Genomic DNA, 23,118 nt, shown 5'->3' with positions numbered 1-23,118 from the left:
CCGTGGCGGCGCGGACCGTACCCGGCGGCGATCTACGACGCCGACCGGGTGCCGGCGTCCTGGGAGGCGGCCCAGGAGGCGAGCAGGCGTAGCGCCTCTTCGGTCGGGGAGCCGGGTTCGGCGGCGTACAACGTCATGGTCAGGTCGGGTTCGGCGCGCAGGTCCATGCTCTCGTAGGCGAGGGTGAGGTCGCCGACGACGTGGTGGTGGAACTGCTTGATGCCGGTGCCGTGGGTGCGGACGTTGTGGGCTCCCCACCGGCGGCGGAAGTCGTCGCTGCGGGTGGACAGTTCCCCGACCAGGTCGTGCAGGCTCTTGTCATGGGGGTCCTTGCCGGCTGCGGTGCGCAGGTTCGCCACGCACATGTCGGAGGCCAGGTCCCAGTCGGGGTAGAAACGGCGGGCTGCGCCGTCGAGGAAGGTGAAGTGGGCGAAGTTCGGCGGGCCGGCCGGGCCGGCCGGGCTGCTGTAGACATCGTGGTACATGGCTCGGCCCAGATGGTTGGCGGCGAGCAGGTCCATCCGGTTGTTGACGATGATCGCCGGGCCGGTGGTGACGGTGTCGAGGGTCCATTGCAGGCTGGGCCGTGCCGTCCATCGCTTGGGGCGGCGATTCGGGCTGCGTGGACGCAGGATCGCGTTGCTGCCGTCGGCCTCGTGCGCGAGGTGGAGCAGATGGGCGCGTTCGGCGTCGTCGAGTTGCAGGGCGCGGGCGATCGCGTCGAGCACGCCGGCCGAGACTCCGGCGAGGGAGCCGCGTTCGAGTTTGGCGTAGTACTCCACGCTCATCCCGGCCAGGGCGGCGACCTCACTGCGCCGTAGTCCGGGGACGCGGCGTTTACCGGCGACGGGCAGGCCGGCCTGCTCAGGGGTGATCTTGGCGCGCCGGGAGGTGAGGAACTCGCGTACGTGGAGCCGGTTGTCCATGACACGACGGTACGACGAGCCTCCCGGCAGGTGGGATGTACTGGCAGTACACCCATCATCAGTGACTTCCTTGCGCGGGGTGGCACGGGTCTGCTGGACGTCATGACCGAGGGCTCATTACGCGCCCTGTGAGGCGACCTGGCCATTTCTTACCGCGACGGCAGTTCCAGCACCGGCAGCGGCGAACCCGGATAACCCGCATAGTCCCGCTGACAACCGAGATCCCACCTCATGATCCATGGACCGGTGCGTGGCGTTCAGGTCCGCATGCCGATACCGCCCGCGAAAGGGGCCGCAGGTTCAATTCCCCCTTCCGTTTCCCACCGATCAAGGAGAAGAGAGGACCTGATGTCTGCCGAGATTTCCAACGACGACCCTGATGTCGAGGTACCGGAGGTATCCCGGCGGGGTTTCCTGTCCACGACCGCCGCTGGTGGTGTGGCGGCCGGTGTTCTTCCTTCCTCGCTCGCTGCAGGCCGGGCCGATGCGTCCGCCGGGCGGGCCGCGCCGTCCGGTGGACAGAGCAGCGCGCTGTCGGTGACGGTGAACGGGCGGCGGCACCAGGTGACGGTGGACAACCGGACGTCGCTGCTGGACCTGCTGCGTGAGCGGCTCGCCTTGACGGGCACCAAGAAGGGCTGCGACCAGGGCGCATGCGGTGCGTGCACGGTGCTGGTGGACGATCGCCGCGTCAACGCGTGCCTGACGCTGGCGGTGCGATGCGAAGGTGCCGAGGTCACCACGATCGAGGGACTGGCCGCGCAGGATGGTGAACGGGACGGCGAGCTGCATGCGCTGCAGCGGGCGTTCATCGAACAGGACGCCTTCCAGTGCGGCTACTGCACACCGGGACAGATCATGTCCGGCGTCGCCTGCATCCGCGAAGGTCACACCGGCTCCCGGGAGGAGATCCGGGAGTGGATGAGCGGCAACATCTGCCGCTGCGGCTGCTACGTCAAGATCGTCAACGCGGTCGAGCAGGCCGCACGCGGTGGGAGGGACTGAGATGCACCCCTTCGCCTACACCAAGCCCGCCGACACCCGCTCCGCGCTGGTGGCCGGGGCGCGCGGCGGCCGCTACATCGCCGGTGGCACGACACTGGTCGACCTGATGCGCGAGACGGTGGAGCGCCCCGGCACGCTGGTCGACATCAGCGGCCTGCCGCTCCGGGACGTACGGACCGGGGAGCGTCGCGAGCTGCGGATCGGCGCGCTGGCCCGCATGTCCGACGTCGCCGCGCACCCCCGCGTCCGCAGCGCCTACCCGGTGGTCTCGCAGGCGCTGGAGCTCAGCGCCTCGGCGCAGCTGCGGAACATGGCCACCATCGGCGGCAACATCATGCAGCGCACCCGCTGCACCTATTTCCGCGACGTCTCCGCCGCGTGCAACAAGCGGCAACGCGGTTCGGGATGTGCCGCCCTGGAGGGCTACAACCGCTCGCACGCGATCCTGGGCACATCGGACGCGTGCGTGGCCACCCATCCGTCCGACCTGGCCGTGGCGCTGGCCGCGTTGGACACGGTCGTGCACCTGCTGGGGCCGGACGGGGAACGCAGCCTCACTCTGACCGAGTTCCTGCTGCGGCCCGGAAGCACGCCCGACCGCGAGCACGACCTGCGGCCAGGTGAGCTGATCACCGCGCTGGAGATCCCGCCGCATCCGCAGCCGCTGCGATCGGGGTATCTCAAGGTCCGCGACCGGCAGTCGTATGAGTTCGCGCTCACCTCCGCAGCGGTCGTCCTGCACATCACCGGCGGCGTCATCCGCGACGCCCGGGTCGCCGCAGGTGGGGTGGGCACGGTGCCGTGGCGGCTGACGGCGGTGGAGCGGCGGCTGGTCGGCGCCCGCCCCTCCGACCGGCTGTGGGCGCAGGCCGCCGCGGAGGCGTCGCACGGTGCCCGCCCGCTCCGCCACAACGGCTTCAAGACCGAACTGCTCGAACGCACCGTCGAACGTCAGCTGCGCACCGTGGGAGGCACGCCATGACCCGGCAGACACGGCCTGCGGCAGGGACGCCGCTGTCCCGGGTGGACGGGCGGCTGAAGGTGACCGGCCAGGCCGCCTACGCCGCCGAACACGACGCCCACGGTGCCGTACGCGGGGTCGCGCACGGTGTCATCGTCACCAGTACCGTCGGCCGGGGGCGGATCACCGGAATCGACACCCGGGCCGCCGCCGGTCAGCGCGGTGTGCTGAAGGTGATCAGCCATGTGAACGCGCCGGAACTGCCCTACCGCCCCTGGCGGGGCGTGCCCGACCCTGCTCGGGGGGAGCGCCTGCGGGTGTTCCAGGACGACCGGGTCCGCTTCTTCGGCCAGCCGGTCGCCGTCGTGGTCGCCGAGACCCTGGAGATCGCCTGGCACGCGGCGAGCCTGGTGCGGGTCAGCTACGACGCCGGGCGGCCGGCGACCGACCTGGCCTCGCCCGCCGGTGAGCCAAACGAGTCCGAGAACTACACGAGGGGGAACGTCGACCAGGCACTGAGGCAGGCGCACGTACGTCTGGATCGGACCTACCGGCTGCAACGCGAGCACCACAATCCGATGGAGACGCACGCCACCATCGCCCGCTGGGACGGCGACCGGCTCACCGTGTGGGACAAGACCCAGATCGTCCTCAACACCCGGGCCGGCCTCGCCGCCGACTTCGGCATACCGGAAGCGTCGGTACGGGTCATCTCGCCGTTCGTCGGCGGCGCGTTCGGCAGCGCCCTCCGGTGCTGGCCGCACGTCACCATCGCCGCGCTGGCCGCCCGCGAGGTGCGCCGCCCGGTCAAGGTGGCGCTGACCCGCAAGCAGATGTACACCGGGACCGGCTTTCGCCCCGTCACCGAATACAAGATCACCCTCGGCGCCGATCAGCGTGGACGGCTCACCGCGACCGTGCACGACATCCGCGCCGAGACGTCAACCTACGAGGACTACAGGGAGGGACTGGGCGACGTGGGGAGGATGACGCACGCCACGCCCAACGTCCGCCTGACCTACCGGACGGTACCGCTGGACATCAACACCCCCACCTGGATGCGCGGGCCCGGGCCGGCCACCGCCGCGTACGCCATCGAGTCCGCGATGGACGAGCTCGCCTACGAACTGGGCATGGACCCGATCGAGCTGCGCATGCGCAACGAACCCGATCGCGATCCCAGCACCGGGGTGCCGTTCTCCACTCGGCGGCTGCGCGAGTGTTTCCGTGTCGGCTCCCGCACCGTCGGCTGGGACAGGCGCAATCCCCGGCCGCGCACGAACCGCGACGGGAACTGGCTGATCGGCACCGGCGTCGCCGTGGCGACCTACCACACAGCGCGTGCCGCGGCCCAAGCCCTGGCCAGGCTCCACGCCGACGGCACCGCGACCGTCCAATGCGGGACCTCCGACATGGGCCCCGGCACCTACACCTCCATGACCCAGGTCGCCGCCGACGCCATCGGTCTCCAGGTGCCCAGGGTGCGGTTCCAACTCGGCGACTCGTCGATGCCGCCGTCCCCGCCGCACGGCGGGTCCATGACCATGGCCAGCGTCGGCTCCGCCGTCCAGGACACCTGCGACAAACTCCGCCGCCAAGCCATCGCCCTCGCCGTCCAAGACCCACGCTCACCCCTGCACGGCACCACGCCCGACGACGTCACCGTCGCAAACGGCCGCCTCCACCTACGCGACAACCCCGCACGCGGCGAGACCTACCAGCAACTACTGGCCCGCAACAATCGCACCTACCTGGAAGCACGCGGCGGCTACACACCCGGCGACGAGGTGGAACGCTTCTCCACCCACGCCTACGGCGCGGTCTTCGCCCAGGTCGCCGTCGACGAACACCTCGGCCTGGTACGGGTCCGGCAGGTGCACGGCGTCTACGACGCAGGCCGCATCATCAACCCCAAACTCGCCGACAGCCAGGCCATCGGCGGCATGGTCGGCGGGATCGGCATGGCCCTGCTCGAACACACGATCACCGACCCCCGCGACGGCCGTATCGTCAACGCGAACATGGCCGACTACCTCGTCCCCACCAACGCCGACATCCCCAACGTCAGCGCCATCTACCTGGGCGGTGACGACCGCACCGCCGACCCCATCGGCGTCAAGGGCCTGGGCGAGGTGGTGATCGTCGGAGTGGCGCCCGCCATCGCCAACGCCGTCTTCCACGCCACCGGACGCCGCGTCCGCGACCTGCCCATCACCATCGAATCCCTGCTGGGCGGCTGACCGAGATACGCCGGAGACCACGTAGCGATCTTCAAGTGGGAGACCGTCAAGGGAGCAAACCGTACAGACCCCGGTAACTGCCGTCATGGCACGTGCCGGGGTCTTCGAGGCATGCCCGGACCTTGGCGGCCTCCCTCTCTCGGCTGGAGAGTGCGGCGTTCTGGGAGATGGTGAGGCGGGCCGCTGGACCGCTGCGGAGTTCCGCCGAACAGTCGGTTCATCGCGGCGATGATCGCTTGGCGAGCCGGTCGGTCTCGTGATCGAACGGAATGGTGGTCAGCTGGTCGCGCACCAATGACGACTCGACGGTCACGACCACCGTCCTTGCGGCTTTGTCGACGGTGACCGCCCCATGGAAGGTTTCGTACCCGGTCCGTGTGTCCGGCGTGTCCGGAGCGTTGGCGTCGGGGTTCAACGAGTCCCGCCGCCCCGCGCACATGGCCGCGGTCTATGGCCACCACTCTCGCGGCGTAATTCATTGTGACGCGGTAACTACGTCGCGCTGCCGGGCGGAGCCGGCGTTGGGGATATCAATCCCACCGAGACCACCGCTTCCGCGCATGCCGCCGACGGCGACTCGGGCGACGTCGGTGACCTGAACGACCAACCGACGCCGGTCGACGAACTGATGGCGGACCCAGAAGGTCGATGAGGACTTCCACCGCAGCCCATCGCGGCAATCCCCCGGACACCGTGGTCGCGCGGCTGGACCCCGGCCAGGCGTGGCGAGCCGCACGCCGACCGGATGTGATCTGGCCACTGTGAGGGCGCCCGACCCGAGGTTGACATTGTCGCATGCTATGACTCATCTTGTTGAGACAAAGGTTGCGACATTCGGAGGTGGCGGCATGCACCAGGCGGATCACGCGGGGGCCGGCCTGTGGCTGGCCCGGCACGGTTTGGCCGACGCCGAGGCGACCCCACTGCTCGTGGCGCGGCTGGCGGTGCGGCAGCGTGCCAAGATTGCCGACGGCCTCCTGCTGGCCGCGTTCCTGATCGGCGCGGGACTCACGCACGCGCTGGGGCGGCCCACCGACCTCACGTCCTCCTGGCTGCCGCTGCTGATGCTGACGGCGTTGGTGGCCGGGTTGCTGGTGGCGCAGTGGCTGCTCGGCTGGTGGGTGCGGCGCGCCGACCAGCGGGCCGGCGCGCACCTGTCCCGGCGGGTGGCCCACCCGGTCCAGCTCGGCTGGACGGCGGTGCTGGGCCGGCCGCATGCCATCTTCACCGTCGCCACCTTCACCGGCGCATTGCTGCTCGCGGTGAGCGTGCTGCCGGTTTCGGACACCGGCTTGCGGTACGGGGCGATCGTCGTGCTGATCGGCCTCGCCGGCGCCGGCACCGGCCTCGTCATGCAGCTGCGCCAGGTGCTGGCGAGCCCGGCCGTGGCGGACGACGAGGCGTCGCTCACGGCCGATGTCATCATGCGGATCGAGGACGCCCGCGCCCTGGTCACACCCAGCCTGGTGTGGTCGCTGCCGGCCATCTTCCTGTACGGGGAATCGTTCGGCTGGTGGAACGTGGTCTCGCTGGCGCTCGTGGTGGTGGGCGCCATCGCGTTCTGTCTGATCCAGATCCGGACCACCAGTGTCGCGACGGCGGCACGGCGAGCCATGGCCACCCGATGATCGTCATCGACGCGGCCTCGCCGACGCCGCCGTACGAGCAGCTCCGGGCCCAGCTCGCCAGGCAGATCCAGGACCGCTCGCTCGCCGTCGGCACGAGGCTGCCGACGATCCGCCGCCTCGCGGCCGACCTCGGCCTCGCCGTGAACACCGTCGGCCGGGCGTACCGGGAGCTGGAGGAGGCCGGCATGATCGAAACCCGTGGGCGGGCCGGCTCGTTCGTCGCGGCTGCCGGCGAGCAGGCCCTCGAACAGGCCCGCCGCGCCGCCCGCGACTACGCCGCGGTCATCGCCAGCGTCGGCATCGACCCCACCGAGGCGATCCGGATCGTCGAGGCGGCCCTGGGCCATGCCCCGACGCCATGAACCACCGGTTACTGCTGCCTTGCTCGGAACCGCTCATCCGGCCGGAGCCGTGCAGCGGCTTCAGCCTGCTCCCAGCTCGCCGTCGGCAGCCTCAGGCCGGCTACCTGCTCGTTGGTCGGGCCGCCGCCGCTGTCGAAAATGAGCCTGCGGCCCGGCTGGGCGACCCGCACCCCGCCTCGGGCGGCCGCCGCGGACACGGCCTACTCCTCCCGCGGCAACCGCGCCCACCTGCGCCGACACCCCAGCAAGGCGATGATCCCGGAGAAGGCCGACCAGGCAGCCAACCGCACGAAGAAGGGACGCTCCGCTGGCCGCCCATGACACCGAGCCGTACACCGGCCACAACACCGTCGAACGCTGCACCAACAAGTAAAGAATGGAGAAGGCCGAGGCGGCTGATCAACCCCTCGTCGGCTCCCTCCTTGCGCTCCACAAGCACGGCGTGCCAGTGACTCATCCACCCACCGGGCTCCGATGGCCGCAGGAGGCCAGCGGCTCGCGGGCGTCCTTCAGGGCGGGCTGACAGGGAAGAATCGAGCGATGCACTCAGATGCGTATTACACGACAGTGGCACAGGTACTGCCGGCGCTGTTGATTGCACTCATTCTGGAGATCGCTCTGATCATTTCTAGTCTCGGCAAAATTCTAGAGAGGGCCGAAAATGCCGAATCAGCGCAGGGAGAGACCTCTCGGGAACGGCGAGACGACCTCCAGGAGTTCGCGACCAACATCATCCTCCTCGCTCGGCAATGGATGAAGGCGGGAGCGGTCATATCGGCACTTTTTCTTGTCGGGGAACTCGCTGCGATCACCGCATTGTCCTTCGGGTGGTTTAACGGCTGGATGTTCTCGCTTACTATCGCCCCCTTCGTCATACTTGTCGCATTGATTGCGATGCTCCCCATCATTCGGCTCCATGTTGGCAGCAACTAGAACGAAGTCTCGGCGATGGTCCGACCTGCATCGCGGCCAGTGTCCCGCTGGGGCGAAATCAGTACCCTCCGGATTTGAGTGACAGCACATGAGGTAACGCCCCTGTTCTGGAGGGGCCTAAGCAACACGGTGGTGGCGGGGGAGAGAGAGTCGGGAGGCGGCTCCGTGGCCGGTGATGAGCCTGGCCGGTCAAGATTTGGAAGGTTTCGAGGGCCGCCTTACGACGAGACGGCGTGGTCTTCGTGCGGCTGGCTCCTAGAGGACCCATGCGATCGCGCAGATGCCTGCGACGGACAATGCAGCGAGAGCGAGGGGAACCCTTGATAACTGCCGCGCCCGACGACAGAACGGGAATTCCGGCTAGGCATACACCACCGAGGGTGTACGCATACGGTCACCCCGGCCTTTCCTTCTGCATAGCGGAGGTTCAGTGGCCGGGTGCCGCGTCGCGCCGCCTTGGAAATGCGGGTGCGGCTGCATGAGCCGGGGGTCATGCTGGTCCGATGGACCAGATGCGGGAGATCGTGGATCTGGTGGGCTCTGTGCTGGGGCCCGAAGCCATCGGAATGTATCTCCATGGGTCTAGCGTGCTCGGCGGCCTTAAGCCGGCCAGCGACGTGGACGTCCTTGTCGTCTCACGGCGGCGCATGAACGGTCGGGAACGGCGGGTGCTCCTCGACGGGCTGCTGGAGATCTCCGGTTCCGGTTCGCCTGGCAGGCCCCGCCCGGTCGAGCTCACGGTTGTCGTCCAGTCCGAAGTCCGCCCCTGGCGGTTTCCGCCGAACGGTGACTTCCTCTATGGCGAGTGGCTGCGCGATGAGTTCGAGGCAGAAGGGCCCCCTCAGCCAGAGCCGATGCCAGATCTGGCTCTGCTGCTAACGATGGTGCTCTCCGGTAACCACGCCGTCAGCGGCCCGCCGCCGGCGGAGGTCCTGGACCACGTCCCACATGCGGACCTGGTCCGGGCCAGTGTGTCGGGCATCCCGGGCCTACTCGACGACCTGGAGAGCGACACCCGCAATGTCGTGCTGACCCTGGCGCGCGTCTGGACGACGCTCGCCACCGGTGAGATCAGGCCGAAGGACGCCGCCGCCGACTGGGCCCTCGCCCGGCTTCCCCCGGAACAGCGGCCCGTCCTGGAATACGCCAGAAAGCTGTATCTCACCTGCCGTTACTGTGAAGAGAACTGGAGCCGGGAGCTGAAGGCGCAAGTACGTCCCCACGCAGACGCGGTACTCACCGAGATCGATCGGCTGGTTCGCAGGTCAGGCATGTAGCCCTCTTGCCATCGCTGCCGAGCCCGCCTGGCGGGTCACGGCCGGTATGTCCGCTGAATTGATCGACGCCGTGACCCGCCTGGTGCGGCTGCTGGATGCCCCGACGACATCCCGGCCCTGGCACCGTACGTCGAAAGCGAAATCACCTACCGGCTGCTGACCGGCCCGCTCGGTCGGGCGCTGCTCCAGATCGCGGCAGCCGCCGGCACCCGGATCCGCGCCGTCATCGCCTGGCTCGGCGACCGCTTTGCCGAACCGGTGAGCATCGACCAGATCGCCGCCGAGGCCGGTATGAGCCCGGCGACGCTGCACCGCCATTTCAAGGCTGCGACCGGTATGAGCCCGCTGCGCTATCAGAAACATCTGCGGCTGCTATCGGCCAGGCGCCGGCTGCTGGCCGGCGACACCACCGCCGCCCAGGTCGCCCACACCGTGGGATACACCAGCGTGACCCAGTTCAGCCGCGAATACCGGGCCTTCTACGGACTGCCGCCGGTCCAGGACATCACCCGCCTGCGCGCCGGGCTCACGGCACGCCACCCGCGCGACCCGGCGTGGCCGCGGCAACAGCACCACCACCGACCCGTGATCAATCCGGTGGCGAATCCGCTCACCACCAGCCCCACGCGCCCGCACCACCCAGATGATCACGCGTACAGCTCTGCCTTCGCAGATCAGTCCAATTTGTCGCGAGTGGCTCTGTCGGACCTATCGAGGCATCGGTTGGGATGGACATGTTGCAGGCGGATGCGGTGCCCGCAACCGCTTCAGCCGCTATCGAAAGGCCCCTGATGACCATGCCGCGTTCCCGCCCGTTTGCACAGGTCGACGTGTTTTCCACGATCCCCTATATGGGCAACCCGGTCGCCGTCGTCCTTGATGGGACGGATCTGACCGACGAGGAGATGCAGCGCCTGGCGCGGTGGACGAATTTGTCGGAGACCACATTCGTTCTGCCTCCCACCGCTCCGGAGGCTGACTATCGGTTGCGGATCTTCACCCCTGGAGGCGAACTGCCGTTCGCCGGGCATCCCACCCTGGGGTCCGCGCGCGCCTGGTTGGACAACGGCGGCACACCACAAGAAACCGGCCGTATCGTGCAGGAGTGCGCTGCCGGCCTGGTCAGCGTGCGCTGCGGTGAGGGCGTTCTGTCCTTCGCCGCCCCGCCGCTCGTCCGCGGCGGTGAGCTCGAGGAGGAGTTCGTCGACCAGATCGTGACCGCGTTCGGCATCAAGCGTGACCGTGTCCTCGCCCACCAGTGGGTCGACAACGGACCCGGCTGGTCGGTCATCCAGTTGCCCACGGCCGAGGAGGTCCTCGCCCTCGAACCCGACCTCTCGCTCATCCCGACCGCGATGGTCGGCGCGATCGGGGCCTATCCCGACGGGTCCGAGCACGCCTTCGAGATGCGCACCTTCGCCCCCGGCGTCGGCGTGGCCGAGGACCCCGTGTGCGGCAGCATGAACGCCTCCGTCGGCCAGTGGCTCACCGCCACCGGCGCCGCGGCCTCCACCTATCGAGTCTCCCAAGGCGCGCGCGTGGGCCGGGCCGGGACCATCGAGATCACCGCTGAGGCGAACGGCACCGTCTGGGTCGGCGGCGCCGCCACCAGCCACATCCGCGGCACCATCACCCTGTGACCGCGCAATGAGACTGCCGAGCAGCCGTTCTCGCTGACAATGATCACATTGGGGTTGGCCCGCCTGTCGGTGTCGGTTCGCGAGCGAGCAGGTCAAGCAGGTGCATCCTGCCGACCCGGCCGCGTTGCCGGGCTGATGGTGGGGCGCCACAACACTGCTGAACCGAATTCTGTCTGGCCTGCCGGCATGGGGGCTGGCGAGCATTGAAGCTGTGATTGTTGTGCTGCGGTCTGGGAGGTTGCGGCGGACCGTAGTGGGGCCCCGGCCCGCGCGCGTTGCTGTGCCGGGCCGGGGGTTGACGGTGCGTCAGGCGTCGATGAAGGTGACGACGGCGGCGTGGGCGGTGAGCGCCTTGACGCCGCCGAGGCCGCACAGGCCGTCCTGGGAAACGATGATGGGTGCGGCGGAGACGCGGTCGCCGCCGTGGCCCAGTTGGCCCAGGTGCGGCGGCTACTGAAAGAGGCCCCCTGACAGCCTGATCGGTGTCGCAGAGGTCGACGCGCGCTCAGGGTTTGCGGGCGAGGGCGGCCACGGCGAGGTTGAGCACGGGATCGTCGGACGGGTGGTCGTCTGGGTCGGGGCGCCAGTCGGGGACGCGGACCACGCCCGGTGGGACGAGGTCGAGGCCGGTGAGGAAGGCGGCGACCTGGTCGGGGGTTCGGAAGGTGCCGCGGCCGATGCCCTTGCGGAGGGCGGCTTCGGCGGCCTCCTCGCCCGGGGTGCCGGCCTTCACCAGATGGTGGAGGAACACGTGGCTGCCGGAGGGAAGCAGGGCCATCAGGCGGGCGATGATGCCGCCGGGGTCTTCCTGGTCGTTCAGGTAATGCATGATGCCGCACAGCAGCAACCCGACGGGCCGGTCGAGGTCGATCAGGTGGCGCAGCACCGGTTGCTTGAGCAGTTGTTCCGGCTGGAGCAGGTCGCCGTCGGCCACCGTGGTCGTGGGGTTGTTGGCCAGCAGGGCCCGAGCGTGGGCGAGCACGACCGGGTCGTTGTCCGTGTAGACGACGCGGACCTGCGGGTCGATCGCGTGGGCGACCTCGTGGACATTGCCTGCGGTGGGCAGCCCGGAGCCGATGTCGATCAGCTGGCGGATGCCCGCCTCGATGACCAGGTAGCGGATCGCGCGGCGCAACACCGCGCGCTGTGCCTGCACCCCGAGGTGGACTTGGGGCAGCACGAGCTTGATCTGGTCGCCGACCACCCGGTCAGCGGCGAAATTGTCCTTGCCGCCGAGCAGGAAGTCGTAGACGCGGGCGATGTTGGGCTTGGAGGTGTCGAAGTCAAGCGGCGCCTGCTCCTGGGCGCCGGCTGTGGACTGGTCGTTGGCCGGGCCTGTCACTTCGTCACCTCCTGGTGTCGCCGTGGTGATCTGCGCCGATCACAGCATGAGCAGCCGATCACAGCGTGAACACGGGAAACACTGCTCAAGTCGTCCTCATCCGGATGGATCTCCTCAGCGTAATCGCCGCAGGTGCCATGATGTCCGTAAACGGCGGGATCGTATGCAGTATCGGCGGTGGAGGAGCTGGCCGGTGAAGTTCACGATGAACGGGCGCCCTGTGACGGTGGACGGCGCCACCGCTGAGACCGCGGTCGGTTTCATACGCGAGACCGCGGGGTTGACGGGGGCGAAGCCCGCCTGTGGCACCGGGGCGTGCGGCGCGTGCACCATCTTGGTGGACGGGACCGCGGTGGCCGGTTGCCTGACGCTGTGCTCCGACCTTGAGGGGCGTGAGGTCACCACGGTGGAGGGGCTGGGCGGTACGCATCCCGTTCAGCGTGCCTTCGCGGCGCATGACGCGCTGCAGTGCGGCTACTGCACCCCCGGCTTCGTCGTGGCGGCGGCAGCCTTCGTCGATGGATGGCGTGCCGAGCACGGTGACACCACGCCGAGCCGGGAGCTGATCGCCGAGGCGCTGGCCGGGCATCTGTGCCGGTGCGGCGCCTACCCCGGCATCTACGCGGCGGTCGAGGCCGCCTGCGCCGGTGAGCACGACGATGAGCGTCCCGATGTACCGCCCGCGCGGGTGGAGGCACTGGAGAAGATCACCGGTGCGGCCTGCTACACCACCGATGTACGGCTGGCCGGGCAGTGGGAAGGCGTGATCGTACGTTCCGAGCACGCGCATGCGGAAGTGACCTCGATCAGTGGCCAGGGGGCGCAGCTGGTGGAGTTGCTCGGCGCGGATCGGATCGCGCGTTATGTCGGGCAACCCATCGCGGCGGTCGCCGCGCCGACCCGGGCCGAGGCGCTCGCCGCCGCCGCGCGAGTCCAGGTGGAATACAGGCCGCTGCCAGCCGCACTGTCGTTCGACCCGGAGGAGGCGCCCGACGCTGCGGCCGTCTACCCCTCCAAGGACGGCAGGCGAGGTGCGCCGCGGTCCAGCGAGGGCCCGCCCAGCCCGGCCCGCTGGCGCGGCAATCTACGGGGGCCCTCTGGGCTCAGCAAGCGGCCCCGCACCGCGGTACGGCGAATCGAGCAGGCTCGGGAAGGAAACGACGAGCGGTTCTTCTCGGCGACCTTCAGTACCGCCGTGCAGGCGCACACCGCCTTGGAGCCACACGCCTGCCTGGCCCGCTGGGATACAGGCGGTGACCTGCACCTTCATGTGTCCACGCAGGCGGTCGACAGGCTCGCCGGCCAGGTGGCCAAGCGGTGGAGGCTGCGGTCTGAGCAGGTTCATCTGGTGGCCGAGCATGTGGGCGGCGGCTTCGGGGCCAAGGTGAACCTGACCGGTGAGGTGGTCGCCGCGGTCGAGCTGGCCCGGCTGACCGGCGCGCCGGTACGGGTGGTGCTCGACCGGGCCGAAGAACTCATCGACGGCGGCTGCCGCCCGGGTACCCGTACCGAGCTGGCCATGCTCGCCGATGCCGAGGGCCGGCTGGCTGCCTTGACCATGGACGTCCACGGCGACGGCGGTATCGCGGTGGCGAACAACGCCGCCTCCCTGGCCCGCTACATCTACGGCAACGCACCCCGCCGGCTGCGGGACTTCGATGTCGTCACCAACCGTCCGCCCGCCGCCCCGTTCCGTGGTCCGGGTCATCCGCCGATGTTGTGGGCGCTGGAGCAGGCCGTTGACGAGATGGCCCACCGGCTGGGCACCGACCCCATCGAGCTGCGTCGCCGGTGGGACGGCAACCCCAAGCGCCAAGCCCTCTACGACTGGGCGGCGGAACTCAACGCCTGGCGTGATCGGCCCCCCAACGGCGGTCAGCAAGGGAGACACCGCCGTGGTGTCGGCGTCGCCGTGGCCAACTACCTGTACTTCCTCGATCCCGGTACCAAGGTCGAGCTGACCGTTGAGCAGGGCGTCGTCGTGGCCCGTACCGCCACCCAGGACGTGGGCACCGGCAGCCGCTCGGTGATCAGCCAGGTCGTCCGAGAGACGCTGGGAGTCACGGCGGATCGGGTACGGGTGGAGATCGGCCGCACCGGAACGGTGCACGGCCCGGCGGCGGCCAGCAGCTGCTCGACGCCGTCGATCGGCCCCGCGGCCCACGACGCCGCCCGCCGGTTGCACAGCGCACTCGACGGCCGCTCCTTGGACGACGCGGAGGGGCTGCGGGTGGTGGGCCGCCGGCCCTGGGACCGCTGGGGTTACGTCACGCCTTTCCCGATCGGCGACTTCGCGATCGGACGCGGCTTCACCGGCGCCGTCTACGTGACCGAGGTGGAGGTCGACACTCACCTCGGGAACGTCCGCGTCACACGGGTGTCGTGCGGCATCGCCGCCGGTCGCGTCTATTCGCCCCGGCTGGCCCGCAGCCAGTGTCACGGCGGCGTCATCCAGGGCGTCGGATACGCGCTGCTCGAGCAGCGCCACACCGACCCGGCCACCGGCGTGGTGATGACCGACAGCCTGGCCGATTACCGCATCCCCGGCATCGCCGACACTCCGGAGATCATCGTGTACTTCCACCAGGACGGCTGGGACCACGTCAGCGGCCGCGGCACCGGCCTGGGCGAGGTGTCCACCATGGGCGTCGCCGCCTCCATCGGCAACGCCGTCCGCAACGCCACCGGCTGGCGCCCGCTCGATCTGCCGATCAGCCCCGACCGCCTCCTGCAAGGACTCGCCGAATGACCGGCCTGGATCAGACCCTGGAGGCCCTCCGCGCGGGCGCCCTGCCGCGTGCGGGCGGCACCGACCTCCTCGCCCGTCCGCACACCCCACAAGTGATCGCCGACCTGCGCGACGTGGCCGAACTGGCGGGCATCCACCACCTCCCCGACGGCTCGGCCCGCATCGGCGCCACGACCACGATCGCCCACCTCGCCGCCGACGACCGGCTGCTGTCCACACATCCGGCCCTCGTCCTGGCCGCCCGTACCCTCGCCACCCCGCAGATCCGCGCGACGGCCACTGTCGGCGGCAACCTGCTGCAACGCAATCGCTGCCCCTACCTGCGCAACCCCGCCTTCACCTGCCATCAAACCGGCGGCGACGGCTGCCCGGCCCGCACCGGCTGGCACTCGTGGGCGGTGGCCATCGACCACAGCGCCTGCATCGCGCCGCACCCCTCATCGCTGGCGGTCCCGCTGCTCGCCCACGACGCCCGCGCCGAACTCCACCCGGGCGGCACCATCCCGCTCATCGACCTGTACGGAGACGGCACCGACCCCACCCGCGACCACCAGCTCACCAGCGAACAGCTCCTGATCGCCGTTCACATCCCGGCCCCACCCGAAGGCGAACGCGCCGTCCACCAGCGCACCACCCCCCACGGCAGCACAGACTGGCCACTCGTAGAAGCCACCGCCCGCCTGCTCATCACCAGCGGCAACATCGCATCCGCCACCGTGGCAATCGGCGGCATCGCACGCACACCGCAACGCCTCACCGCCGTCGAAACCGCCCTGACCGGCCAGCCCGCCACCACCGAAACAGCCAACACCGCCGCCGCCCACGCAACCGCCGACTGCACACCCCTCCCACAGACCCGCCACAAGACCCACCTGCTCCACCACACCGTCCTCGACACCCTCCGCAAAGCCCTTGGTGATACGTCCTGAGGGTTGGGTGCGAGCAGGACAGTAACGCACCCCTTCACAGGCCGTTCTTCACGCGCTCGTCACCGCCGCTTACTGCGGTAGTGGCGGGATCGTCTGGGCGTCGGAAGGCGCCGCGTGCCAGGAACCGCTTTCGTCATCGCTTGACGCGGCACCCGATAGCTCCGGGCGGTCAGTCCCAGTACGACCGGCCCGCCGGTGCCGCTGATCGTGAGATCCCGTTGGGGGCGGATCGGGCCGCTGCGGTGCGGGTGGGACGACGGCGCGGTCTGCGGGCAACAGGACACCATCGTGATCCAGGTCCGCAGCTTCTACTACGACCTGCACATCTGGGCCGCCGACGAACCCGAACTTTGGGGGCCTTGGATCGCTCCCTGCCCCGTCCCGCCCAGCGAACTGCGCGGTCTTGCCAAACGCCGGCGGCGCATCAACGAACGCTCCGCCCAACGGACTCGGCAGCGGCAACCGCTGCTGCCCATCCTGATCGAGCACGTCGAGACCCGCTACGACCACACCCGGGCCCTGCTGGAACGGGCCCGTGACACCCAAGAGGGCGAGACCTTCGTCCTGGATCGGGTCACCTACCAGCGGATCATCACCGACAACGACCGCAAACGCGGCCGCTACGAGCCACCTCCCGTCCGCGTCCGCCACCCGGCCACCGGCGAGATTCTCAACACCGAGACCGAGGAAGAGATCGCGTTCTGGGACTGGGCCTGCGTTGAAACTCTGAGGCATTCGGGGATCCGCATCGAAGAGCTCTGCGAGCTGACCCACCTCAGCATCCGGCAATACCAGCGTCCCAACGGAGAGGTCATCGCGCTGCTGGTCATCGCCCCCTCCAAGACCGACCGCGAGCGCGTCATCCCGATGAGCACCGAGCTGTTCCACGTCATCGCCGCTGCCGTCCGACGCCATACCCGCAGCGGCCGGACCATCCCCGCATCAGCAGATTCGACGCGCACGACAAGCTCTGGGGCCCTCCGCTGCCGTTCCTGTTCCAACGCAGAACCGGATCGACCTCCAGCGTGTTCGCCACCGGGACCGTTCTGCAGATGCTCGAACGCTGCGGACACGCGCTCGCCGCACAGCTCCCGAGTTCAAAACGGTCAAGTTCACCCCGCACGACTTCCGCCGGATCTTCGCCACCGAGCTGGTCAACAGTGGCCTCCCCACCCACATCGGCGCCGCGCTCCTTGGCCACCTAGACATCCAGACCACCCGCGGTTACGTCGCGGTCTTCGACGAGGACGTCATCCGGCACTACACCTCGTTCCTCGCCGAGCCATCCGCCCGACCGACGAATACCGCCAAGCCACCAAGGAGGAATGGGCGGAGTTCGAGGAACATTTCGACAAGCGCAAGGTCGAACTCGGCTCCTGCGGACGCCCTACGGCACCCCCTGCCAGCACGAACACGCCTGCATCCGCTGCCCGGTCCTGCACGTCAATCCCAAGATGCTGGACCGCCTCAACGAGATCGAAGCCGACCTCCTCGCCCGACGCGCACGCGCCGAGGCAGAAGCCTGGCTTGGCGAGATCGAGGGCATCGACCTCACCCTCACCTTCCTGCGCGCCAAACGTGACGACACCCAGCGCCGCTCAACACGTCCAGCCGTTGATCTGGGTCTGCCCGCCCCCCCGGCCATCCACTCAGCGGGAGGAGCCGACATGAGCCATTGGCTACCGCTCCTGATCCCCATCCAGCAGCCTGCGTTGCCACCACGCACCTGGCTGCCATTCATCCAGATCAGGGTCGGGGTCGGGCAGTGTTCGGCGACGGAACTCGGCATCAAGCCTTCTCACGATGCGGTGCAGATCGCTCCGAGCGCGCCCAGGCAAATGGTCCAGCTCCCGCTGCAACCTGTCACGCGCCCGGATCGGACCGCAGTACGGGTCCGGCCGCGGAACATACAGCCACCGATCGGGTTGTTTCAGGAACCGCTCGTAGTCATCAAGAACGCCCGTGATATCCGGCGACCACAACTGCCGAGGATCGCCGCACCCGACCACTCGCCCCGAGGAGCCCCAGCTGGGCTTGCGGGACCGGGCTCGCGAACGAAGCGAAGCGCGCACAGCGCTAGGCGGCCTACGCGGCATCGCCCTTTCGGATCGAGATCACTCTGCCATCCTGCCACGGCCTCGACCCCCAGGCCACAGCAGCCGCAACTAGGCCAAAACGAAGAAGCAACAAAGCTTGCCCATGATCGCCTGGTGCAGATAAGCACCGCTGACTTCAAGATCAGGGTCATCGGGCGCTACCTCAAGGCCCACGGCGCCAGCGCCACCAACCCGGCCACGATAGGCATCGGCATCAGCCTGGACGAGATACACCGCGCCAACAACCGCCGCAGCGAAGCCTGCGAACGCATCGTCTACCCGCTCCTCGACCTGGGCATCCGCCGGACCGACTGCCCACGCATCATCCGGTCAGCCGGCCTGCCGGTACCTCCCAAGAGTGCTTGCTGGTTCTGCCCGTTCCACCGGCTGAGCGCCTGGAAAGACATGCGCCGCGACCAGCCCGACCTGTTCGCCAAGGCTTGCCACCTGGAAGACACCCTCAACGCCCGCCGCCGCATGCTGCAACGCGACCCCGTCTGGCTGACCCGCTACAACGCACCACTCTCGGACGTCGTCCCGCTCGAAGATCCGCTCCCCATCGACGACTCCGACGCCTCCCGGACGGCGGTTGGTGCTTCACCTGACCATCGCGCTCGGCACCGCCACCCTGCCCACTGCATCCACCGGAGGTTCACCGTGGAAACCCTCAAGTACAAGGACCTTCCCGAGCTCCCGACCGTCGTCGACATCATGACCGCCGCCCGCGCTCTCGGCTCTCACGGACCTACGCCTACGACCTCGCCCGCCGCGACCAGTTCCCCTGCCGCGTCCTCCGCATTGGGACCTGCTACCGGGTACCCACCGCAGACCTGCTCAAGCTGCTCGGCGCGAGCAGGGACGCCGGGCGGGCAGCCGACCCTCCAGGCTGATCGGGACGTGATCGCCGGACTCAGGGCGACGTTCAATCCGGACGCTGCGGAGTGTCGCCAGGGACACTGAGCTACAGGGATGTCCACCTGATCACGTCAGATCCCGATGGCAGATGACCGGCAAATGATCCAGAGCCCTGATCACCGGCAGGTGATCAGGGCTCTTGTGATGCGGCCAACACCGAGCCGCTGGCCGGGCGACCACGATGACGCGTCGACGGAGAGATTGACGGCATATCCACTGATCACTGCCACGAGCCAGCCGCCGTCAGGAACGACTCTGGCCGCCCTCGCGCTCGCGGTTTCCGCGCCACGCGCCGGGTTCAGGCGGTGAGCCCGACCTCGCGAGGTAGACCGAGACCCCGAGGCCAACCCGCGCCCAGGACGAATCCCACGCCCCAGACCTGATCGCTCATCCCATCCGGAGCGTCATACTGAGCATGGCCTTCGCCTTCGCCGTCCACACCGACCCCGGTATTAACCCGATAGCCTCCGACGCTGTTCACGCCGGAACCTGGCTCGCCGCCGTTGCCGAAGGAGCCGGCGTCACTGTCGGCGGCGAACTCGCGGCAGAGATCGTCGTCGACGCGCTCGCCGGCCTCGACACCCCAACGCCACCCGACGACCTCACAGCCGCGATGCACGGCGCCCTGGACGACGCCCGACGACGCATCGCGGCCGTGGCCGAACGCAGCCCACATCACGCGGAGATGTCCACGATGTTCACCGCGCTGGTCAGCGCCGACGACCGGATCGGCTTCATCCACCTCGGCGCCGGCCGCGCATACATGCTCCGCGGCGACCTGTACCAAATCAGTCCGGAACCCAACGCGGAGAGCAGAAGTCCCCACCAGTTGCCACCACCGACCCGTGCCGGCGGCCTACTCAATGCCGCCGGTGACCGGCTGGACTCGCTGACCCTGACGATCCGGGAAGCCGAGTCCAGAGACCGCTACCTGCTGTGCTCCACCGCCCTCGACGCCTCTCTCGACGACCAGAGCAAATACCGGATCCTGTCGGGGCACGCCGATCCCGCGATAGCTGCGCGGCATCTCATCGACGCGGCGATCAGATGCCACAACCAACCCCCGCTCACGGCCCTCATCGCCGACATCGTCGAGCCCGCACCGCGACACAACCCGATCAAGTTTGGGCAATCGAGGTCCGAAACCCAGGCGACCTCCGCACCATCCGGCAGCCCGGTGACCGAGTAAGCACCACTTCGCCCGTCGGCCATCCGCACTGGCCGCTAAAGTCGCCCGTCCCGCATCAATGGGAGGGCAGAAGTCGATCAGCCGCCGAACGACCGATCATCACAACGCGCGACCCGGGAACGTTGTCACGAACCTGAGGAATCCAGCAACACCGATCTGGGCGTCCGCCGCCGCGTGCTGGAACGCGCGATCGACTGATTCCGCTGCCTGCGCGTCTGCTAGAGGTCCGCGCCCGACAGCCACCAGCCGTTCCTGCCCTGGAGGTGACCACTATCTGGCCCAGCCTCTGGCATGGCTCTGCGCGGGTATCTCCCCAGGGGCGGAAATGATCTTGCCGGGCAGGCGAGAAGCCGCGGAGATCATCCATTGAGTTCGGGGATTCGAAGCCATGACTGTGATCAAGGGGAATGAGTGTCTCGGCCAGGAAGCAGCGGGGCTTCTGCCTGCGTGGCGTAACCCTCAATCTCGCTAGCTACCGGGCCAGGCGGGCGAGTTGCTCAAACCGGAGCGTGACACCCCGAGGAGCAGATAGGGAAACCGTCGACGTATCCGGCGCCGCACCACCGCCCCGGTCCGATCATGCAATCTGGGTTGCGGAGATCGGGAGGTAGCGGCAGCTTGGCGACGACCTCGTATTCCCAGTGTTCCATCCATTTGGTAGGCCAACGAGTGGTTTTGAACAGCCTTCGTGGAGGTGCTCATCAGCGACGAGTGCCTGCCTGAGATCGTCACCATGCATCACGACGTCGACCTCATGTTCTGCGGCCGGGCAGGCCGCGTCCCGTGGTACGTGCACAGAGGGGGCCCTTGAACGCAAACACCGCGCCGTTGGAGCCGGCGCGGTGCCTGTCGTATGGAGGTTATCGGCACGTCCCGCCTCTTCCCTCCGAGCTGGCTGTGTGCCATGTCCAAGAGGCGTTGTACCTGTGGGGAGAGGAAGACGCCGTATCAGGGCCAACCTGGAACACCGGCCGGCCTATGCCTGGAAGGTGTCGCCGGTATGGAGGGGTGGCTCGGATTCGACGTGTTCGGCCTCTTCCTCGGTGAAGAGGCGAGAGCGAATCAGGAAGCGGACGCCCTCCGGCGCCTCCAAGGAGAAGCCGCTGCCCCGGCCCGGGACCACGTCGACCGTCAGATGGGTGTGCTTCCAGTACTCGAACTGCGACGCGCTCATCCAGAACGGGGTGCCGTCGGGCAGCTCGCCGAGCAGGACGTCGGCCGCGCCCACCATGAACTCGCCACGGGGGTAGCACATCGGGGAGCTGCCGTCGCAGCAGCCGCCCGACTGGTGGAACATCACCGGTCCGTGCCGCTTGACCAGGTCGGCGAGGAGGTCGGCGGCCGCCTGGGTGAGTGCGACGCGTTCCACCATCAGAAGAATCCGAGGCGCTTGGGGGAGTAGCTGACCAGGAGGTTCTTGGTCTGCTGGTAGTGGTCGAGCATCGCCCGGTGGTTCTCGCGGCCGATTCCCGACTGCTTGTAGCCTCCGAACGCGGCGTGCGCGGGGTAGGCGTGGTAGCAGTTGGTCCACACGCGGCCGGCCTTGATGGCGCGGCCCATCCGATACGCGGTGTTGCCGTCGCGGGACCAGACCCCGGCGCCCAGGCCGTAGAGCGTCTCGTTGGCGATCTTGAGGGCCTCGTCGGGTGAGTCGAACGTGGTCACCGAGACCACCGGGCCGAAGATCTCCTCCTGGAAGATCCGCATGTCGTTGCTCCCCTTGAAGATCGTCGGCTCGATGTAGTAGCCGCCCTCCAGACCGGGCACGGTGCGGGGGCCGCCGCCGGTCAGGACCTCCGCGCCCTCCTTACGGCCGATGTCGATGTAGGAGAGGATCTTCTCGTACTGGTCGTTGGACGCCTGCGCGCCGATCATCGTGGCGGGGTCGAGCGGGTCACCGGTGACGATCGCCTCCGTGCGGGCCAGGCAGCGGGCCATGAACTCGTCGTAGATCGAGGCGTCGATCAGCGCCCGGGACGGGCAGGTGCACACCTCACCCTGGTTCAGCGCGAACATCACGAAGCCCTCGACGGCCTTGTCGAGGAAGTCGTCGTCGGCCGCCATCACGTCGGCGAGGAAGATGTTGGGGCTCTTGCCGCCCAGTTCCAGCGTCACCGGGATGATGTTCTGCGACGCGTACTGCATGATCAGGCGGCCCGTCGTGGTCTCGCCGGTGAAGGCGACCTTCGCGATGCGGGGGCTGGCGGCCAGCGGCTTGCCCGCCTCGACGCCGAAGCCGTTGACCACGTTCACCACGCCGGGCGGCAGCAGATCGGCGATCAGCTCGATCATCAGCATGATGCTGGCCGGGGTCTGCTCGGCCGGCTTGATGACGACGCAGTTCCCGGCCGCGAGCGCGGGGGCCAGTTTCCAGGTGGCCATCAGCAGCGGGAAGTTCCAGGGGATGATCTGCCCGACCACGCCGAGCGGCTCGTGGAAGTGGTAGGCGACGGTGTCCTCGTCGAGCTGGCTGATCCCGCCCTCCTGGGCGCGGATCACTCCGGCGAAGTAGCGGAAGTGATCGACGGCCAGCGGCAGGTCGGCGGCCAGCGTCTCGCGCACGGGCTTGCCGTTCTCCCACGTCTCGGCGACCGCGAGGCGCTCGAGGTTCTCCTCGATGCGGTCGGCGATGCGATGGAGAATCAAGGACCGTTCCGCTGCAGAGGTCGCGCCCCACTTGTCGGCGGCGGCGTGCGCGGCGTCGAGCGCCAGGTCGATGTCGGCGGCGCCGGAACGCGCCACGCGGGTGAACGCCTGCCCGTCGACCGGGCTGGGGTCCTCGAAGTACTCGCCTCCGGCCGGCGGTACGAATTCACCGCCGATGAAGTTGTCGTAGTGGTCGGCGAACGAGACGACGCTGCCCTCGGTGCCCGGCTTGGCAAAGACCATGGGTCCTCCTCGGTGGGGTGAGCCGATGCGATGAAGG

The 23,118-nt window shown here is 68.7% G+C and carries 19 protein-coding genes and 2 pseudogenes; 15 read left to right on the top strand and 6 right to left on the bottom strand.

Annotated features, from left to right (window positions below; translation table 11 throughout):
* Positions 1-32 precede the first annotated feature (32 nt).
* On the bottom strand, positions 33-926 hold the full coding sequence (locus F8566_RS22630) for a helix-turn-helix transcriptional regulator (RefSeq protein WP_151562969.1): 894 nt from the start codon (positions 924-926) through the stop codon (positions 33-35).
* Positions 927-1,157: 231 nt separating this feature from the next.
* Between F8566_RS22630 and F8566_RS53040 the strand changes: the two genes are divergently transcribed.
* Genes F8566_RS53040 through F8566_RS22615 form a run of 3 tightly spaced genes read left to right on the top strand, consistent with a single transcriptional unit; the run spans position 1,158 to position 5,132 of the window.
* On the top strand, positions 1,158-1,931 hold the full coding sequence (locus F8566_RS53040) for a (2Fe-2S)-binding protein (RefSeq protein ID WP_404800330.1): 774 nt from the start codon (positions 1,158-1,160) through the stop codon (positions 1,929-1,931).
* 1 nt (position 1,932) lies between these two features.
* On the top strand, positions 1,933-2,913 hold the full coding sequence (locus F8566_RS22620) for an FAD binding domain-containing protein (RefSeq protein WP_151562965.1): 981 nt from the start codon (positions 1,933-1,935) through the stop codon (positions 2,911-2,913).
* On the top strand, positions 2,910-5,132 hold the full coding sequence (locus tag F8566_RS22615) for a xanthine dehydrogenase family protein molybdopterin-binding subunit (protein WP_151562963.1): 2,223 nt from the start codon (positions 2,910-2,912) through the stop codon (positions 5,130-5,132). Before F8566_RS22620 ends, F8566_RS22615 begins: the two co-directional genes overlap by 4 nt.
* A gap of 217 nt (positions 5,133-5,349) precedes the next feature.
* Here F8566_RS22615 and F8566_RS22610 read toward each other — a convergent pair whose 3' ends face one another.
* The gene (locus tag F8566_RS22610; protein ID WP_151562961.1) at positions 5,350-5,571 is read right to left on the bottom strand and encodes a hypothetical protein; all 222 of its coding nucleotides are present in this window, start codon (positions 5,569-5,571) and stop codon (positions 5,350-5,352) included.
* Positions 5,572-5,980: 409 nt separating this feature from the next.
* Between F8566_RS22610 and F8566_RS22605 the strand changes: the two genes are divergently transcribed.
* The 7 genes and pseudogenes from F8566_RS22605 to F8566_RS22575 all read left to right on the top strand — a co-directional run bounded on the left by F8566_RS22605 (position 5,981) and on the right by F8566_RS22575 (position 10,972).
* Entirely contained in the window at positions 5,981-6,760 is a 780-nt protein-coding gene (locus F8566_RS22605; protein ID WP_151562959.1) for a hypothetical protein, read from the top strand.
* On the top strand, positions 6,757-7,122 hold the full coding sequence (locus F8566_RS22600) for a GntR family transcriptional regulator (protein WP_151562956.1): 366 nt from the start codon (positions 6,757-6,759) through the stop codon (positions 7,120-7,122). Before F8566_RS22605 ends, F8566_RS22600 begins: the two co-directional genes overlap by 4 nt.
* A 123-nt stretch (positions 7,123-7,245) precedes the next feature.
* Positions 7,246-7,492: pseudogene (locus F8566_RS53035) on the top strand (hypothetical protein); the annotation flags it as partial.
* 197 nt (positions 7,493-7,689) lie between these two features.
* Positions 7,690-8,055: a hypothetical protein gene (locus F8566_RS22590; RefSeq protein WP_151562952.1), complete on the top strand. Its 366-nt coding sequence runs from the start codon at positions 7,690-7,692 to the stop codon at positions 8,053-8,055.
* Positions 8,056-8,558: 503 nt separating this feature from the next.
* Positions 8,559-9,332 carry an aminoglycoside adenylyltransferase family protein gene (locus tag F8566_RS22585; RefSeq protein ID WP_151562950.1) on the top strand — a complete coding sequence of 258 codons (774 nt, stop codon included), beginning with the start codon at positions 8,559-8,561 and terminating at the stop codon, positions 9,330-9,332.
* Positions 9,333-9,590: 258 nt separating this feature from the next.
* Positions 9,591-10,124 carry a helix-turn-helix transcriptional regulator gene (locus F8566_RS22580; protein WP_225993416.1) on the top strand — a complete coding sequence of 178 codons (534 nt, stop codon included), beginning with the start codon at positions 9,591-9,593 and terminating at the stop codon, positions 10,122-10,124.
* Positions 10,124-10,972, top strand: a complete 849-nt coding sequence (locus tag F8566_RS22575; protein ID WP_404800329.1) for a PhzF family phenazine biosynthesis protein — start codon at positions 10,124-10,126, stop codon at positions 10,970-10,972. Before F8566_RS22580 ends, F8566_RS22575 begins: the two co-directional genes overlap by 1 nt.
* 505 nt (positions 10,973-11,477) lie before the next feature.
* Here the strand turns inward: F8566_RS22575 and F8566_RS22570 are convergent.
* Positions 11,478-12,314 (bottom strand): SAM-dependent methyltransferase, encoded by an 837-nt coding sequence (locus F8566_RS22570; protein WP_192809809.1) that lies wholly within the window; start codon positions 12,312-12,314, stop codon positions 11,478-11,480.
* A gap of 193 nt (positions 12,315-12,507) precedes the next feature.
* Between F8566_RS22570 and F8566_RS22565 the strand changes: the two genes are divergently transcribed.
* Both F8566_RS22565 and F8566_RS22560 read left to right on the top strand, forming a co-directional pair.
* A complete protein-coding gene (locus F8566_RS22565; RefSeq protein ID WP_404800328.1) occupies positions 12,508-15,063 on the top strand; it encodes a molybdopterin-dependent oxidoreductase in 2,556 nt (851 codons plus the stop codon).
* Positions 15,060-15,992: an FAD binding domain-containing protein gene (locus F8566_RS22560; protein WP_151562946.1), complete on the top strand. Its 933-nt coding sequence runs from the start codon at positions 15,060-15,062 to the stop codon at positions 15,990-15,992. Before F8566_RS22565 ends, F8566_RS22560 begins: the two co-directional genes overlap by 4 nt.
* Positions 15,993-16,061: 69 nt before the next feature.
* Here the strand turns inward: F8566_RS22560 and F8566_RS51480 are convergent, their stop codons facing one another.
* Positions 16,062-16,907 carry a hypothetical protein gene (locus tag F8566_RS51480; protein ID WP_225993415.1) on the bottom strand — a complete coding sequence of 282 codons (846 nt, stop codon included), beginning with the start codon at positions 16,905-16,907 and terminating at the stop codon, positions 16,062-16,064.
* Between F8566_RS51480 and F8566_RS53030 the strand changes: the two are divergent.
* From F8566_RS53030 to F8566_RS22540, 3 genes and pseudogenes are all read left to right on the top strand, one after another.
* Positions 16,891-17,223 (top strand): annotated as a pseudogene (locus tag F8566_RS53030) (site-specific integrase); the annotation flags it as partial. The gene F8566_RS51480 and the pseudogene F8566_RS53030 overlap by 17 nt on opposite strands.
* Positions 17,224-17,446: 223 nt before the next feature.
* On the top strand, positions 17,447-19,048 hold the full coding sequence (locus F8566_RS51470; RefSeq protein WP_225993414.1) for a hypothetical protein: 1,602 nt from the start codon (positions 17,447-17,449) through the stop codon (positions 19,046-19,048).
* 370 nt (positions 19,049-19,418) lie between these two features.
* Positions 19,419-20,192, top strand: a complete 774-nt coding sequence (locus tag F8566_RS22540) for a PP2C family protein-serine/threonine phosphatase (RefSeq protein ID WP_151562944.1) — start codon at positions 19,419-19,421, stop codon at positions 20,190-20,192.
* A 976-nt stretch (positions 20,193-21,168) separates the two neighbouring features.
* On the opposite strand, the gene F8566_RS22535 is transcribed toward F8566_RS22540, so the two are convergent.
* A complete protein-coding gene (locus F8566_RS22535; RefSeq protein ID WP_151562942.1) occupies positions 21,169-21,564 on the bottom strand; it encodes a DUF779 domain-containing protein in 396 nt (131 codons plus the stop codon).
* Positions 21,564-23,081, bottom strand: coding sequence for an aldehyde dehydrogenase (adh, locus tag F8566_RS22530; RefSeq protein WP_151562939.1), 1,518 nt, complete (start codon positions 23,079-23,081; stop codon positions 21,564-21,566). The genes F8566_RS22535 and adh overlap by 1 nt, the downstream gene beginning before the upstream one ends.
* Between the last annotated feature and the right edge of the window lie 37 nt (positions 23,082-23,118).

It is taken from the genome of Actinomadura rudentiformis (assembly GCF_008923185.1).
Classification (GTDB): domain Bacteria; phylum Actinomycetota; class Actinomycetes; order Streptosporangiales; family Streptosporangiaceae; genus Spirillospora; species Spirillospora rudentiformis.
The sequence above is the reverse complement of the archived record's forward strand: the minus strand, read 5'-3'. Positions and strand labels throughout refer to the sequence as shown.